The organism is Roseateles sp. Mitsp63 (assembly GCF_059491535.1).
The window spans coordinates 2,464,742-2,478,736 of record NZ_CP168509.1 but is presented as its reverse complement, the minus strand read 5'-3'; the positions used below and the strand labels follow the sequence as shown (position 1 = coordinate 2,478,736).

Here is a 13,995-nt window from a genome sequence, read left to right as displayed (position 1 = left end):
CGATGCTCCTCGCCGCCGCGTCAGCTGGTGACGGGCGCCTGCGCCGCCGGCTCCTGGAATGCCGGATGCTGCCGGGCGATCTCCGCGGCCTGCACGCGGGCCTCGGTGGCGAGCTTGGCCACCTCGCGCGGCGCCAGCGCCTTGAGCTTGTGATCCGACCACACCTGCCGCCAGCGGCGCGCGCCCGGCAATCCGTTCCACAGCCCCAGCGCGTGCCGCATCGCCTGCGACCATGGCCGCCCCAGCGCAACCTGCCGGTCCAGATACTCGAGCCACCGCGCCTCGACCTCCTCCCGGCTCGTCACGCACGGCGCCGCTTCGCCGAAGAAGCGCTGATCCCACTGCGCCATCTGCCAGGGCTCGTGATACGCCTGCCGGCCGATCATCACGCCGTCGACATGCTGGAGCTGCTCCGCGATCTCGTCATCGGCCTTGAGGCCGCCGTTGATCGCGATCGTGAGCCCGGGAAACTCGCGCTTGAGCTGGTGGACGAGCTCGTACCGCAGCGGCGGGATGTCCCGGTTCTCCTTCGGCGACAGCCCCTGCAGCCAGGCGTTGCGCGCATGCACGATGAAGACCTCGCACCCCGCCTCGGCCACCTGGCCGACGAAGTCGCGAACGAATCCGTAGCTCTCGATCCGGTCGATGCCGATGCGGTGCTTGACGGTCACCGGGATAGCAACCGCGTCCCGCATCGCCTTGACGCCGTCGGCCACCAGTCCCGGTTCCGCCATCAGGCAGGCGCCGAACGCGCCGCGCTGGACGCGCTCGCTGGGGCAGCCGCAGTTCAGGTTGACCTCGTCATAGCCCCACTGCTGCGCCAGCTTCGCGCAGGCGGCCAGATCGGCCGGCTCCGAGCCTCCCAGCTGCAGCGCGACCGGATGCTCCTCGGCGTTGAAGTCGAGGTGGCGCGGCTTGTCGCCATGCAGGATCGCGCCGGTCGTGACCATCTCGGTGTAGAGCAGCGTGTGGCGGGTCAGCAGCCGGTGCAGGAAACGGCAATCCGCGGTGGTCCAGTCGAGCATCGGCGCGACGGACAGCCGCCAGGGGGAGAACTTCGGGGACATAGGGCGCGGATTATCCGCCGTGTGTCGATTTGCGTCGGCGGCGCGGGCGCGGTGCCTCGCGGGGGCGCGTACGTCGTACCATGCCGACCGCTCATGGTTCCGCCCTTCCGTCGTTCCCGAGGTCTCGCGCCAGTGCGCGGTCCGGTCATCGCGCTGCTGACCGCGGTCGGCCTCGCACTGGCCGGCGCGTCCTCGACCGCCCAGGCGGCGCAGGAGAAATCCCCCCGGAAGGCCGCCCCAGCCAAGCTCTCCAAGCCCTCCAAGCCCTCCAAGGGAGGGAAAGCCGGAAAGACCGTCCCCGCTGGCAAGCCTGGCGGCAAGACGAAACCGGCAGCGCCGCCGCAGCGGCCGGCCTCCGCGGCAAGCGCCGCCCCCGCCGCCATCGAGGCCGAAGCCGCCGACATGGACGAGCTCCGCCAGCGGCTGGCCGCGAAGTCCGTGCAACTGGCGCGCCGCGCCGAGGTCGACGATGTCGCGATCGAGGTCTGGTCGAGCGCGGCCCCCCGCAAGTACTACGTCGCCGTGTCGCAGCAAGGCGCGATGCGGCGCACGCTCACCACCGCCGACGAGTCGATCGCGTGGCAGCACTTCGACAGCTTCCGGCGCATGGCCGCTGCTGGCGAAGTCGGCCGCCCGGTCCTGCTGGGCCGCATGACCGACGACGTCCCCGCCTCGACACCGGCGCGGTCCACGCTGCCGTCCGAGATGCTGCTGCCCGCCGTGCCGATGACGCCGCTGTCCGACGGCCCCGACCTGCGCTTCTTCGGCAGCGCGGTGGAGACGGTGCGCCGCCAGCGCATCGGAGACGACGTCGTGCGTCTGGTCTGGAGCAGCGAGACCCAGGAGTTCTTCGCGGCGCTCACCCGCCACGCGACGGTCGTGATGATGGTGCGCAGCCGCGATGCCGCCGATGCCGATCGCGCCTTCGAACAGCTCGTGCGACAGGCCGAGGCCCGCGCCTCGCTGCGGCTGGAGCCGGCCGCGTCCACACCGCTGCCCACGCGCTAGGCCCCCGCCAGCGCTCCAATACGCGGCCCTGTCCTACAGACAGCCCCCGCCAACGGGCGAAGACTTCGCCTATCGCAGTCCCGCGAGGAGCCGCCATGAAGCGCCTCAGCAAGATGACGCTGCTCGCCGCGAGCATGACCGTCGCCGCCGCCGCCGCGGCCATCGCCCAGACACCGGAAGCGCCCGCCGCGTCGAGCGCGAGCCGGCGCCAGTCCGGCACCGTCGGTCCGCCGATCGATGCCGGCCAGTGGAGCGCCCCGCCGGCCGCGTCGGCCCAGCCCCCGCGCCAGGCCCCTCCCCCGCCGTGCAGACGCCCATCGAGCCGTCCTCGGCGGAGCAGGAAAGCCCGCCTCCCCGCCCGGCAACCGGGCCCGCCAGCCGCAAGGCCAGCGGCCGGGTCACCGAGGCGGGCGAATCGCCCGAGGGCCGCGCGCTGCGCCCGGACCGGAATTGACGGGGCGGAGGCGGTCAACGGGCCGGCCCGTCGTCAGAACTGATACCTCAACCCCAGTTCCAGCTTGCGCTGATGGAACTCGCCCAGCGCGGTCCGGCCCTTTCCGAAGGACTCGAACTCCAGCGGCACGCTGAGTTCCTTGCTCAGCTTGAGTTCCGCGCCGAAGCCCCACAGCGGCCGGACGAAGCTGCCGCGCGCCGACTGGCCCGCGCTGTCGCTGTAGCGGAAGCGGTTGGCCGCCAGGCCGAGCTTGGCGAACACCGAAACCGCCTCACCGAGGTCCACGGTGTAACGCGCGGCGACGGTGAACGCGTTCGAGGCGATCCGCGCCGAGTCCACGGCCCCCGGCGCCGGATCCGAGAAGCGCCAGCTGCCAAAGGCGCCATAACCCGCCTCCACCGACCATTCCGGACTGAAACGCAGGCCGGCATAGAGCTTGAACGCCGCCGGATGATTGTCGTTCCCGAGCGTCGCGCCAGGGCCGGCATTGATCCGCGCCTCGCCCGGCGTGGCGAGCGACACCCCGGCGTACGGGTCGGCGGCGCGGGCCACGGAGGCCGTCAGCGCCGTCGAGGCGATCAGGAAAAGGAAGTTCGGAAGCGTCTTCACTGCGGCTTTCAGAAGGCTGTCGACATTGACGCGGCCATTCTGAAAACGCCGACCTTAAGGAATGCCCAAGGCCGCGGCCGGCACCTCGAGCTCGAAGCAGGCGCCCCGCCCCTCCAGCCCGGCGCCCAGCCTCACGCGCCCGCCCAGGCGCGACGCGGCCTGCCGGACGATCGCCAGGCCCAGGCCCGAGCCCGGGCGGTCGTGCCCCGGCCCGCGCCAGAAGCGCTCGAACGCGCGCTCCCGGTCCTGCCCGGCAATGCCGGGTCCGTCGTCCGACACGGTCAGCCGCAGGCCCTGGCGCCGCTCGTGCGCGAGGACCACCTCGACGCGGCCGCCGGCCGGCACATAGCGCAGCGCGTTGTCGAGCAGGTTCTGGAGGATGGATTGGAACGCCATGCCGTCCAGGGCCAGGGACAGCCGCTCGGGCGCCTCCAGCGACAGCGACAGGCCCGCCCGGCGCGCCGCCCCGGCCTGCCGGGCCAGCATCCGCGCGGTCAGCTCGGCCAAGTCGACGGTCTCGGGCGACGCCTGGCCGCCCCGATCGAGCGCCGCGAGATCGAGCAACTGCCCCGACAGGTGCGCGCCGCGCGCCACCGCGTCCTGCATGGCCGCGGCGGCGGCCTCGCGCGCCGGCGCGTCCGCCGCGTTCGCCAGCACGTGCGCCTGCGTCGCGATGACGGCGAGCGGCGTGCGCAACTCGTGCGCCGCATCTTGGACGAAGGACTGCTCCCGGACGACCCGCTCACGCAGCCGGCGCATCAGCGTGTCGAAGGCCTCCCCCAACGGACGCAGTTCCGCGTAGCGCAGGTCCATGGCCAGCGGCTCCAGCGCGTGGCTGGCGTCGAGCTGCTCGATCCGGCGCGTCAGCCGGCGCAGCGGGCGCAGCCCCGTGTGCACCGCGATCCACAACGGCAGCACCATCAGCGGGAATGCCAGCGCGAGCTGCTTGCCGAGTTCCACGCTCGAGAAACCGAGCAGGCTGGCGCTGGTGATCGAGGGTTCCGCGATCCGCAGCGACCAGCGCGGGCCGTCCTCGCGATAGGTCCAATGCGGCTGGCCGGCGAGGACCTGGGTTCCGATGCCGACCGCCTCGATCGGCGCCGCAGGGGCGGATGCGTAGAGCAGGCGCCCCGACCGGTCATAGAGCTGGATCAGCAGGTCCCCGTGCAGCAGGCCGGAACGGTGCCGCTCCCGGTTGCCGTGGCGGGCATGGCCGGCCACCAGCCTTGCCGCCTGTCCGGGATCGTCGAGTTCATGCAGGCCCGCGCCGATCATCCGGCCCATCCGGCCGACGCCCGGATCGGTGGCCATCTCCCGCCGCAGGTCCAGTTGGTCCTGGACCAGCACGACCACGGCCAGCAGCGCGACCGCCAACACCAGCGCGCCGGTGATGCGGCGCGTCAGCGTGGGGACCCGCCAGCGCCTCATGCGCACTCCAGCCAATAGCCCACGCCGCGCACGGTGCCGATGCGAGACGCGCCGATCTTGCGCCGCAGGTTGGACAGGTGCACCTCCAGCGCGCCGAAGTCCAGCGGCTCCCCCAGCGGGGACAGGCGTTGCGCGAGCGTGCGCTTGGCCACCACGCCACCGCGCTCGCGCGCCAGTTCCATCAACAGCTGGTACTCGCGCGGCGACAGCGCCAGTTCCTCGCCATCCAGCAGCGCGCGATGGCGGCGCGGTTCGAGGGTCAACGCGCCGAGCCGCCAGCAGTCGCTGGCCTGCTGCGCGCTGCGGCGCAGCACCGAGCGCAGCCGCGCGATCAGCTCGGGCATCTCGAAAGGCTTGACCACGTAGTCGTCGGCCCCGCCGTCGAAGCCGGCCAGCCGGTCCTGCAGGCCCGCGCGGGCGGTGACGACGATCACCGGCACTTCGCTGCCCTGCCGGCGCCAGCGGGCCAGCAGCGCCCGCCCGTCGCCGTCCGGCAGCGTCTGGTCCAGCAGCACGGCATCCTGCGCCGCCGGGTCCAGCCGCGGCGGCGCGGCGTCGGCGCAGCGCAGCCATTCGCTGCTATGGCCTTCGAGCTGGAGCGCCGCCTGCAGCGCGCGGCCAAGGTCGAGGTCGTCCTCGATCAGAAGAATGTGCATGTCGCGTTCGGGGCTCGGACAGCTTGGAGGAGCGGCATCTTCGCCGAACCGCCGCCCGCCGCCGCCCGCCTCACCTCCCGCGTAAACCCGGAGTCGGCCGGCTTTACACCCCGCGTTCGCGGGATTGCCTTCGCGCCTCGGCGTACGCCGCACGGCTCTGCCTGGATCGGCGCGACGCCAGTCGCCATCGGCCTCCGCGGCCACGCCCCCTGACGCCGGGACAACACCTGGCACACCTCCTGCAAACAGATGATGTGTGCAGTACCGCACCGAGCGCGGTTGCCCCGGTGCGTTGTGTCCACACGATCAAGGGAGATCACGATGTCCACAAGAATCAAGCGCTTCAAGCACACCTGGCTGCCGATCGCGGCACTGGCCCTCGGCGCGGCGACGTCCGCCCAGGCCGCCGCGGTCTTCCTCGAGGGCGGCACCGATGCCGGTGAATCCCTCGCCACCGCGACGGCCGTGACCGGCTCCGGTTCGGTCGACGCGATCCGCGGCACGCTGGACGGCGGCGCCGACGCCGACCTGTTCGCCGTCTACCTGACCGCGGGCACGGCCTTCTCGGCCACGACGACCGCGGCGGGCTTCCCGTACAACTTCTTCGACACGGTCCTGTACCTGTTCGACGCCGCCGGCAAGGGCCTGATCGCCAATGACGACGACGGCAATGCCGGCGGCTCGCAATCGACGCTGAGCGGCTACATCCCGACCGTCAGCGGCCTGTACTACCTGGCCATCACCGGCGCGAGCTACACGCCGGTGAGCGGCGGCGCGGCGATCTTCCCGTCGCTGCTGGGCCAGGCCGGCAACGTCGCGGCCAATCCCGGCGCGGGCGCGCTGAGCGGCTGGAACAGCATCACCAGCGAATCGGGCGACTACGAGATCGTCCTGACCGGCGCCAGCGCGGCCGCCTCCGACGTGCCCGAGCCCGGCAGCTTGCTGCTGGCCGGCGCGGCGCTCGGCGCCGCCGGCCTGATCCGCCGCCGCAAGGCCGCCCCGTCCGCCTCCGTCAACGCCTGACCCCGCAGGAGCCGCTCCATGACGACTTCCCATCGCCCGTCCTTCCCGCGCCTGCGCGCCCTCACCGCGCTGGTCGCCCTTGCCGCCTGCGGCGCCGCCCAGGCCCAGCACGCCAAGCTGGACGGCCCGCTCTCCGACCTCGTCGACCAGCAGTCGCGCCGCGCCGCGCGCAGCCTGAGCGTCGCGCCCAGCGCCATCCGGGCCAACCATCGCGCGATGACCGACGCCCAGGGCCGCGTGCTCGTGGACATCTACCTGCAGCCCGGCGCCTCGCTCGCCGGCATGCAGGCCTCGCTGACCGCCGCCGGCGCCCGCGTCACCGGCGTCAATCCGGCCTTCCGCGCCGGCGCCATCTCCGCCTACGTGCCGCCGGCGACGCTGACCACGCTCGCCGCCACCAGCGGCCTGCACCTGATGAAGATGACGCACCGGCCGCAGCGCAACGTCGGCGCCGTGACCTCGCAGGGCGCGCCGGTGATGCGCAGCAACGTCGCCAACGCCTCGGGATGGACCGGCGCGGGCATCACCGTCGGCGTGCTCTCCGACTCCTACGACGGCTCGCCGCTGAGCTTCACCACCATCCGCGCCGCCGACGACATCGCCTCCGGCGACCTGCGTCCGCCCAAGCTCGTGCTGGACTTGCCCCCCGACGACAGCCTGGCCGACGAAGGCCGCGCGATGATGCAGATCGTCCAGGACGTGGCGCCGCAGGCCGACCAGTGCTTCGCCACCGCCTTCGCCGGCGAGGCCGCCTTCGCGAACTTCATCCGCGTGCTGCGCACCGATCCGCGCTGCCGCGCCGACGTGATCGTCGACGACGTCTTCTACTACGACGAGCCCTTCTTCTCCGACGGCCAGGTCGCGCAGGCGGTCACCGACGTCGTGACCAGCACCACGCTGCCCGGCAAGCCGGTCTCGTACTTCTCGTCCGCGGGCAACCAGGGCGCCTCCGGCGGCGGCGGCTCGATCGACATCCCCGCCGCGACCTTCTCGACGACGCCGACCAACCTGGGCAACGTCGACCTGGCCTCGGTGCTGGCCTGCGAGGGCTCGCCCTCGTCCGGCGGCACGGCGGCCGATGTCGGCGGCGGCTTCCTGGACTTCGGCGGCGGCGTGTTCGCGCTGCCGGTGACCTACAACGCCGCCGGCTCCACGCTGCTGCTGCAGTGGGACGACCTCTTCTACCAGGGCAAGGTCACCACCGACCTGAACTTCTACCTGATCGACGACACCGGCACCTGCGTCTTCACCTTCGCCGACGACAACTTCGCGGTCGACAACGGCACCGAGATCGTCAGCCTGTCCGGCGGACCCTCGGGCAACTACCGGATCATGATCGGCCGCACCAGCGCCGGCACGCACCAGGCCTCGCGCGTGCGCATCGCCAACCTCGACGGCTGGGGCGGCAGCGCCTTCCGCGTGCGCACCAGCCCGATCACCTTCGGCCACAGCGCCGCGGCCGCCGCCAACAGCGTCGCTGCCTACCGCTACACCTTCCCGGCCGCGCAGCAGAGCCCGTTCATCCCCGCGTTCGAGAGCTTCTCCAGCCCGGGCCCGGTGACGATCGCCTTCGACGCCGCGGGCAACCGGCTCCCGGTGGCCGAGACGCGCAAGAAGCCCGACATCGCCGCGCCCGATGGCGGCAACACGACCTTCTTCTACAAGAACTCGGACTACGAGGGCGACGGCTTCAACAACTTCTTCGGCACCAGCGCCGCCGCCCCGCATGCGGCCGGTGTCGCCGCGCTGATGCTGCAGAAGGCCGGCGGCCCCGGCACGCTGACGCCCAAGCAGGTCAAGAGCCTCCTGCAGGGAACGCCGGCGGCGCGCGTCATCCCCTACTCGGGCGGCGCGGCGGTCAAGGGCTGGAGCGTCTATGACGGCTTCGGCCTGATCGACGCGGTCAACGCGCTGGGCAAACTGCCCTGACCCTCGCGGGCCCGGTCGCCCTATGCTTGTGGCGGCCCGAGCGATCGGGCCGCCACTCGTTCCAGGGAGACAACATGCGACTTTCGATTCGAAGCGGCCGCGGGCCGCTCGTTGCGCTGGCCCTCGGAGGCGCCGCGCTGCTCGCCGCCTGCGGTGGCGATGACGACAACGGCGGCGGCCCGACGCCGCCCGATGCCACCTACTCGGCCGAGATCCGCCGCACCGCGATGGGCGTGCCGCACGTCAAGGCGGCCAGCTGGGGCGGCGCCGGCTATGGCTACGGCTACGCGCAGGCGCAGGACGACCTGTGCACCCTCGCCAACTCGATGCTGACCTTCCGCGGCGAGCGCTCGCGCTACTTCGGCGCCGAGGCGCGGATTCCGTTCCAGGGCACGATCGGCCAGCCGAAGAACATCGACTCGGACTTCTACCACCGGCATGTCCTCAACGACGCGGTGCTGCAGCGGCTGATCGCCGCGCAGCCGGACAAGCTCAAGCAGCTCGTCGCCGGCTACGCCGCGGGCTACAACCGCTACCTGCGCGACCTGAAGGCCGGCGCCGATCCCAATGCCCATGCGGCCTGCCGCGCCGAGGCCTGGGTCGTGCCGATCTCGGACACCGACGTCTTCCGCCGCATGTACGCCGCGCATTTCGCGGCGGGCTACAGCAACTTCCTGCCCCAGATCGCCAACGCGGCCCCGCCCGCGGCCGCCAGCCCCTCGGCCGCCCCCTCAGTCGCCGTCGCCGCGCGCGCCCGGTCCACCGCCGCGCCGCTGCGCGTGGCGATCGACGCGTCGAGGCTGCCCGCCTTCCAGGTCGGCGGCAGCGATGGCGTGGGCAGCAACATGATCGGCTTCGGCACCGCGGCCACCGGCGACGGCAGCCCGTTGCTGTTCGGCAATCCGCACTGGTATTGGCGCGGCCCCGACCGCTTCTACCAGGCGCAGCTCACCATTGCGGGCGAGCTCAATGTCGCCGGCACCTCCTTCCTCGGGGTGCCGGTGATCCAGATCGGCTACACGGACAAGGTCGCCTGGAGCCACACCGTCTCGACGGCGCGGCGCTTCGGACTGTTCCAGCTCTCGCTGGCACCCGGCGATCCAACCAGCTATCTGCGTGACGGCGCGATCGTCAAGATGACGGCGCGCAGCATCACGGTGCAGGTGCTGCAGGGCGATGGCAGCGTCGCGCCGGTCACCCGCACGCTCTACGAATCGCAGTACGGGCCGATGGTGACGCTGGCCGCGGTCAATCCGGCGCTGGGCTGGAACACGAACACCGCGTTCGCGATCCGCGACATCAACGCCGAGAACTTCCGCGTCTTCCGCGTCTGGCTGCGCTGGAGCCAGGCCACGACGCTGGACGACGTGGCCCGCATCCAGCGCGAGGAGGCCTCCATCCCCTGGGTCAACACCGTCGCGGTCGCGCGCGGCGGCAACCAGGCCTGGTATGCCGACATCGGCGCGGTGCCCAACGTCTCCAGCGCGCAGCTGATGAACTGCGCCACGCCGCTGACGGCGGCGCTGTCCGCCGCGCTGCCGCGCACGCCCGTCCTGGACGGCTCCAAGAGCAGCTGCGACTGGCAGAGCGACCTCGACTCGGTGCAGCCCGGCGCGATCGGCCCCTCGCGGATGCCTGGCCTGCTGCGCGATGACTATGTGCTCAACAGCAACGACAGCTACTGGCTGCCCAACACCGCCTCGCCGCTGACCGGCTACCCGGACATCCTCGGCCCGGCGGGCACGGCTTCGCTGAGTTTCCGCACGCGGCTCGCGCACACGCTGGTGCAGGGGCGGCTCGCGGGCACCGACGGCTATGCCGGCAACAAGGCCACCAGCGAGACGGTGCGCGCGATGGTGCTCAACAGCCGCGCGTTCACCGCGGAGCTGTTCAAGGACCAGGCCTACGCGATGCTGTGCTCGCCGGCCTCGGTCATCGACGTGACCGGGGACCTGCTCACCGGGGAGACCTTCAACCCGGCCAAAAGCGTCGATCCGGCGCAGGCCTGCGCCACGCTGCAGGCCTGGGACGGCAAGGGGCTGATCGCGTCGCGCGGCGCGCATCTGTGGGACGAGTTCTGGAGCCGCGCGTCGCTGGTGGTGGAGTCCTCGCTGTACCAGGTGCGCTTCGATCCGGCCGATCCGATCGGTACGCCGCGCGTGCTGAACGTGGCGGCGACGGGCACGCTGAAGCAGGCCTTCGGGGCGGCGATCCTGCGCGTGCAGGCCAGCGGCTTCGCGCTGGACGCCACGCGCGGCGAGACGCTGTTCGCGGTCCGTGGCAGCGAGAAGATCCCGATGTATGGCGGCTGCGGCGCGCAGGGCTACTACACGGTGGCGTGCGCGCTGTCGCGGCTGGACCAGGGCGGCTACCAGCTCGACACGGCGACCAGCGCCAACAGCTACATGCAGGTGGTGCGCTTCCCGTCGGAGGGTGTGGAGGCCTACACCTTCCTGACCTTCTCGCTGTCCGACGACCCGGCCTCGGCCCACTACGCCGACTACACCCGCGCCTACAGCGCGGGACAGTGGCAGAAGATGCCGTTCTCCGAGGCGGACATCGCGAAGGACCCGGGCTTCAGCACGAAGACGATCAGCGAGTGAGCATGCGGCGCGCGGCACCTGTCAAGGCATGTCTCCGCATTCACGGAACAGGTCCCGCGCGTCGGCGAGCTGACGCTTCATCTCCCGGCGGCTCACGTCCATGTGCAGGTCGTAATCAGCCTTGACTCGCCGATCGCGCTGCAAGGACAACAGTCGATGGAGTTCCTTGGATCGCCGTTTCTCTTCCTCCGTACAGGCAGGATTCGGTGCATTCAAGCGATTCAACAACTGCTGATGCTCGCTGCCCTTCCACCGACGAACGAGCGCGCGTTTCGAGAGCGTTGATTCCCATGCGAGGCAACGGTGATAGCTGGCGTAGTAGGCCCGCGAGATCGTGGAACGCTGCCACGCTTCGCCCCAAACCTTGGACTGCTCCTCGGCGAGCACCTTCAAATCATCGGGCTTGGCTGTCATTCGTCGACTCCCGCCGTCCCACCATCACGGACGGAGCCACATATTGGGCAGGGGCAGAGGCATGCGCCGTCCTCCTCGTCATCGCCGCCTTCCCCCTCCATGAAGCAGAACACGAAGCCTTCATAGGGAACGCCAAGATCGATCGCGCGCCGGTCCAGCTCCCGCGTCAGGGCCACCGCCTCCATCGGCGTCGCGTCGATGCTCAGTTCAATGAAGACGCCGGGCGACATGTCCTCGTGACGCAAGCAAGTGAGCCGCACCTCGCCTCGACAGATCTTTACGCCGTGGCGTCGCAAGACCTCCGCCGCCAGTTGCAGATGAAGCAGCACGTCCGTGCAGCGTGTCCCCCAGTACTGGAAGCACCGTCGGACTTCATCGGGCAAGGTGCCCCAGTCCATGGACGGACCGCACGGATCCGCCCCCCGTTCCGCAGCGGTCCCGAAGAGTGTTTCGGGGTATCGAAGCAGATGCATCAAGGGCATCAGTCCCTGCATCGATGCTTCATCGACCTCGACCCGCTGAGCCCTTTCCTGCGGAAGTTCCACTGCAACAAGCGCCATCGCTTCACTCCTTTCAACTGCTGTTCATCGAGTCCATGACCCGAAGGCATGCAGTGTCGAAGCGAAATGGCGTTTGTCGATTCCCTCCAAAGGGCGTCGCGAAGGGGGTCACTGATCCGAGTAGGTCAGTCCCCCTCCGTCGACACATCAAGGTCGTTGAGTCAGCCCGGCGTCAGAAGCGCCGGTGCACGGCGCCAGCGCTGATTCACCGATCAAGCGATCAGGCGAGCGCCCGCAGCGGATGCTCCGCCGCCGGCCACGGGCTGCGGAAGAAGGCCTCGACGTCCGCGCGGCACACATCCTCGACGCGGGCGGGATTCCACTTCGGCGCATGGTCCTTGTCCACGGCCAGCGCGCGCACGCCCTCGACCGTCTCGCTGGCCGCGCCGGGCCGCAGATGGAAGCAGTGATGCACCAGGTCGCGCTCCATGCGCAGGTCGTCGGCCAGGCTCATGCCGCGCGCGCGCCGCACCTGCTCCAGCGTGACCGCCATCATCAGCGGCGAGCGCTTGCCCAGCGTCGCCAGCGTGTGCTGCGCCCACGGATCGCTGTCCGCCGCCAGCGAGGCGAACAGCGCCTGCACCGACTCCGCCCGGAAGTGCCGGTTGATCAGCGTCCGCGCGTTCCAGTGCTCGGCCGGCGGCGCCAGGTCGGCCCGCTCCATCACCGTCGCCACCACGTGCTCCGCGCTGTCCTGCGCGCCGGTCTTGAAGGCCTCGACGATCGCCGGCAGCTCACTGCTGCGCACGAACACGTCACCCAGGCCGAGCTCGATCGCGTCGCCCGCGCCGATCACCTGGCCGGTCAGCGCCAGCCACTCGCCGCTGTGGCCCGGGCAGCGCGACAGGAAATAGCCGCCGCCCACGTCCGGGAACAGGCCGATGTTGGTCTCCGGCATCGCCAGCTTGGAATGCTCGGTCAGCACGCGCAGCCTGGCGCCCTGGCTGATGCCCATGCCGCCGCCCATCACCACGCCGTCCATCAGCGCGATGTAGGGCTTGGGGAACTGGTGGATCAGGAAGTTGAGCGCGTACTCCTCCGTGAAGAACGCGTCCAGCGCGGCATCGCCGGCCAGCGCCGCCTGGTGGAAGAAGCGGATGTCGCCGCCGGCGCAGAACGCCGCGGGCCTGCCCTCGCGCCCCGCGCCCAGCACCGCCACCGCCTGGATCCGCGGATCCGCGGCCCAGGCCGTCAGCAGCGCGGTCATGTCGCGGATCATCGCCAGCGACAGCGCGTTCAGGGCCTGCGGCCGGTTCAAGGTGATCAGGCCGAGGCAGCCGTTGACCTCGGCCAGGACCAGCCCTTCGGATTGCAGCGACGGAATCACAGCGACATCTCTCCACTCGTAGAAGCGGCCGGGCGGCGCCAGGCGCCCAGCAGCTCGTTGCCAATCAATGCGGCCAGCACCATAACACCGCCGAGCAAGGCCGCCGGCGCCGGCGCCTCGCCCGCCAGCAGCCAGGCCCACAGCACGCCCAGCAGCACTTCCGTCAGCCCCAGCAGCGCGACCTCGGCCGCCGGCAGCACCCGCGTGACCCGCACCACCATCAGGCAGGGCACCGCCAGCTGGAACACGCCCAGCCCGGCCAGCAGCAGCAGGTCCCGGCCCGAGGCCGCGAACGGCCAGGCCAGCGGCAGCGTGACCAGCGCCGACAGCAGCGCGCCCAGCCAGACGGCGGGCATCAGGTCGGTCTCGCCGTCGCCGGCGCGCGCCTGCAGCAGCGTCCAGTTGCTGGCCGCGGCGACGGGCACCGCCAGCGCGATGCCCATGCCCAGCCAGGCGCCCGCGCCCGCGCGCATTTCGCTCGCGAACATCCAGGCGATCCCGGCGCTGGCCAGCCAGATCGCGATCCAGGTGCGCGCCGCCAGGCGCTGCCCCAGGAACACGCGGGCGAACAGGGCCGTCAGCAGCGGCCCCAGCGCCATCGTCACCAGCACGTTGGCCACGCCGGTCATCGTCAGCGCCAGCATGAAGGCGGTGTACATGACGGCCCAGCACAGGCCCGAGCCCAGCACCGGCGGCGAGTGCCGCAGCCGCGGCAGCGCCTGGCGCCAGTAGCCGCGCCCGCGCAGCAGCGGCAGCAGCACGGTCAGCGCCAGCGCGTTGAACGCGCTGCGCCAGAAGGTCACCTCGAAGCCGCGCGCCGAATCCAGGTGGCGCGACACGGCGCCCGCGCTGCTCCACAGCAGCGTGGCGGCGAGCATCACGAAGACGGCGGCGCGGTGCTTCATCGACGGGTCCTG

General features: G+C 71.3%; 12 protein-coding genes. 4 read left to right on the top strand and 8 right to left on the bottom strand.

Annotated features, from left to right (window positions below):
- Window positions 1-20: 20 nt before the first annotated feature.
- Window positions 21-1,067: a tRNA dihydrouridine(20/20a) synthase DusA gene (dusA, locus tag ACEN96_RS10915; RefSeq protein ID WP_495588036.1), complete on the bottom strand. Its 1,047-nt coding sequence runs from the start codon at window positions 1,065-1,067 to the stop codon at window positions 21-23.
- A gap of 132 nt (window positions 1,068-1,199) precedes the next feature.
- Here dusA and ACEN96_RS10910 point away from each other — a divergent pair, with 132 nt between their 5' ends.
- On the top strand, window positions 1,200-2,075 hold the full coding sequence (locus ACEN96_RS10910) for a DUF2968 domain-containing protein (RefSeq protein ID WP_495588035.1): 876 nt from the start codon (window positions 1,200-1,202) through the stop codon (window positions 2,073-2,075).
- A gap of 487 nt (window positions 2,076-2,562) precedes the next feature.
- Here ACEN96_RS10910 and ACEN96_RS10905 read toward each other — a convergent pair whose 3' ends face one another.
- Genes ACEN96_RS10905 through ACEN96_RS10895 form a run of 3 tightly spaced genes read right to left on the bottom strand, consistent with a single transcriptional unit; the run spans window position 2,563 to window position 5,222 of the window.
- Entirely contained in the window at window positions 2,563-3,138 is a 576-nt protein-coding gene (locus ACEN96_RS10905; RefSeq protein WP_495588034.1) for an outer membrane beta-barrel protein, read from the bottom strand.
- Between the two features lie 54 nt (window positions 3,139-3,192).
- On the bottom strand, window positions 3,193-4,566 hold the full coding sequence (locus tag ACEN96_RS10900) for a sensor histidine kinase (RefSeq protein WP_495588033.1): 1,374 nt from the start codon (window positions 4,564-4,566) through the stop codon (window positions 3,193-3,195).
- Window positions 4,563-5,222 (bottom strand): response regulator, encoded by a 660-nt coding sequence (locus tag ACEN96_RS10895; protein ID WP_495588032.1) that lies wholly within the window; start codon window positions 5,220-5,222, stop codon window positions 4,563-4,565. Before ACEN96_RS10895 ends, ACEN96_RS10900 begins: the two co-directional genes overlap by 4 nt.
- Window positions 5,223-5,543: 321 nt before the next feature.
- On the opposite strand from ACEN96_RS10895, the gene ACEN96_RS10890 reads away from it, so the two are divergent.
- The 3 genes from ACEN96_RS10890 to ACEN96_RS10880 all read left to right on the top strand — a co-directional run bounded on the left by ACEN96_RS10890 (window position 5,544) and on the right by ACEN96_RS10880 (window position 10,777).
- The gene (locus ACEN96_RS10890; RefSeq protein ID WP_495588031.1) at window positions 5,544-6,245 is read left to right on the top strand and encodes a DVUA0089 family protein; all 702 of its coding nucleotides are present in this window, start codon (window positions 5,544-5,546) and stop codon (window positions 6,243-6,245) included.
- A gap of 18 nt (window positions 6,246-6,263) precedes the next feature.
- A complete protein-coding gene (locus ACEN96_RS10885; protein WP_495588030.1) occupies window positions 6,264-8,174 on the top strand; it encodes a S8 family serine peptidase in 1,911 nt (636 codons plus the stop codon).
- A gap of 74 nt (window positions 8,175-8,248) precedes the next feature.
- Window positions 8,249-10,777, top strand: a complete 2,529-nt coding sequence (locus tag ACEN96_RS10880) for a penicillin acylase family protein (RefSeq protein WP_495588029.1) — start codon at window positions 8,249-8,251, stop codon at window positions 10,775-10,777.
- Window positions 10,778-10,798: 21 nt separating this feature from the next.
- Here ACEN96_RS10880 and ACEN96_RS10875 read toward each other — a convergent pair whose 3' ends face one another.
- From ACEN96_RS10875 to ACEN96_RS10860, 4 genes are all read right to left on the bottom strand, one after another.
- A complete protein-coding gene (locus tag ACEN96_RS10875) occupies window positions 10,799-11,191 on the bottom strand; it encodes a hypothetical protein (RefSeq protein ID WP_495588028.1) in 393 nt (130 codons plus the stop codon).
- Window positions 11,188-11,751 carry a hypothetical protein gene (locus ACEN96_RS10870; protein ID WP_495588027.1) on the bottom strand — a complete coding sequence of 188 codons (564 nt, stop codon included), beginning with the start codon at window positions 11,749-11,751 and terminating at the stop codon, window positions 11,188-11,190. Before ACEN96_RS10870 ends, ACEN96_RS10875 begins: the two co-directional genes overlap by 4 nt.
- 220 nt (window positions 11,752-11,971) lie before the next feature.
- Entirely contained in the window at window positions 11,972-13,078 is a 1,107-nt protein-coding gene (locus tag ACEN96_RS10865) for an enoyl-CoA hydratase/isomerase family protein (RefSeq protein WP_495588026.1), read from the bottom strand.
- Complete coding sequence (locus tag ACEN96_RS10860; RefSeq protein ID WP_495588025.1) at window positions 13,075-13,983, bottom strand: DMT family transporter; 909 nt, start codon at window positions 13,981-13,983, stop codon at window positions 13,075-13,077. The genes ACEN96_RS10865 and ACEN96_RS10860 overlap by 4 nt, the downstream gene beginning before the upstream one ends.
- Window positions 13,984-13,995: the final 12 nt, after the last annotated feature.

What these genes read in the sequence shown, in the direction of transcription:
- dusA (WP_495588036.1), bottom strand. Translation starts at nt 1,067, where the DNA reads ATGTCCCCGAAGTTCTCCCCCTGGCGGCTGTCCGTCGCGCCGATGCTC.
- ACEN96_RS10900 (WP_495588033.1), bottom strand. Translation starts at nt 4,566, where the DNA reads ATGAGGCGCTGGCGGGTCCCCACGCTGACGCGCCGCATCACCGGCGCG.
- ACEN96_RS10895 (WP_495588032.1), bottom strand. Translation starts at nt 5,222, where the DNA reads ATGCACATTCTTCTGATCGAGGACGACCTCGACCTTGGCCGCGCGCTG.
- ACEN96_RS10890 (WP_495588031.1), top strand. Translation starts at nt 5,544, where the DNA reads ATGTCCACAAGAATCAAGCGCTTCAAGCACACCTGGCTGCCGATCGCG.
- ACEN96_RS10885 (WP_495588030.1), top strand. Translation starts at nt 6,264, where the DNA reads ATGACGACTTCCCATCGCCCGTCCTTCCCGCGCCTGCGCGCCCTCACC.
- ACEN96_RS10880 (WP_495588029.1), top strand. Translation starts at nt 8,249, where the DNA reads ATGCGACTTTCGATTCGAAGCGGCCGCGGGCCGCTCGTTGCGCTGGCC.
- ACEN96_RS10875 (WP_495588028.1), bottom strand. Translation starts at nt 11,191, where the DNA reads ATGACAGCCAAGCCCGATGATTTGAAGGTGCTCGCCGAGGAGCAGTCC.
- ACEN96_RS10870 (WP_495588027.1), bottom strand. Translation starts at nt 11,751, where the DNA reads ATGGCGCTTGTTGCAGTGGAACTTCCGCAGGAAAGGGCTCAGCGGGTC.
- ACEN96_RS10860 (WP_495588025.1), bottom strand. Translation starts at nt 13,983, where the DNA reads ATGAAGCACCGCGCCGCCGTCTTCGTGATGCTCGCCGCCACGCTGCTG.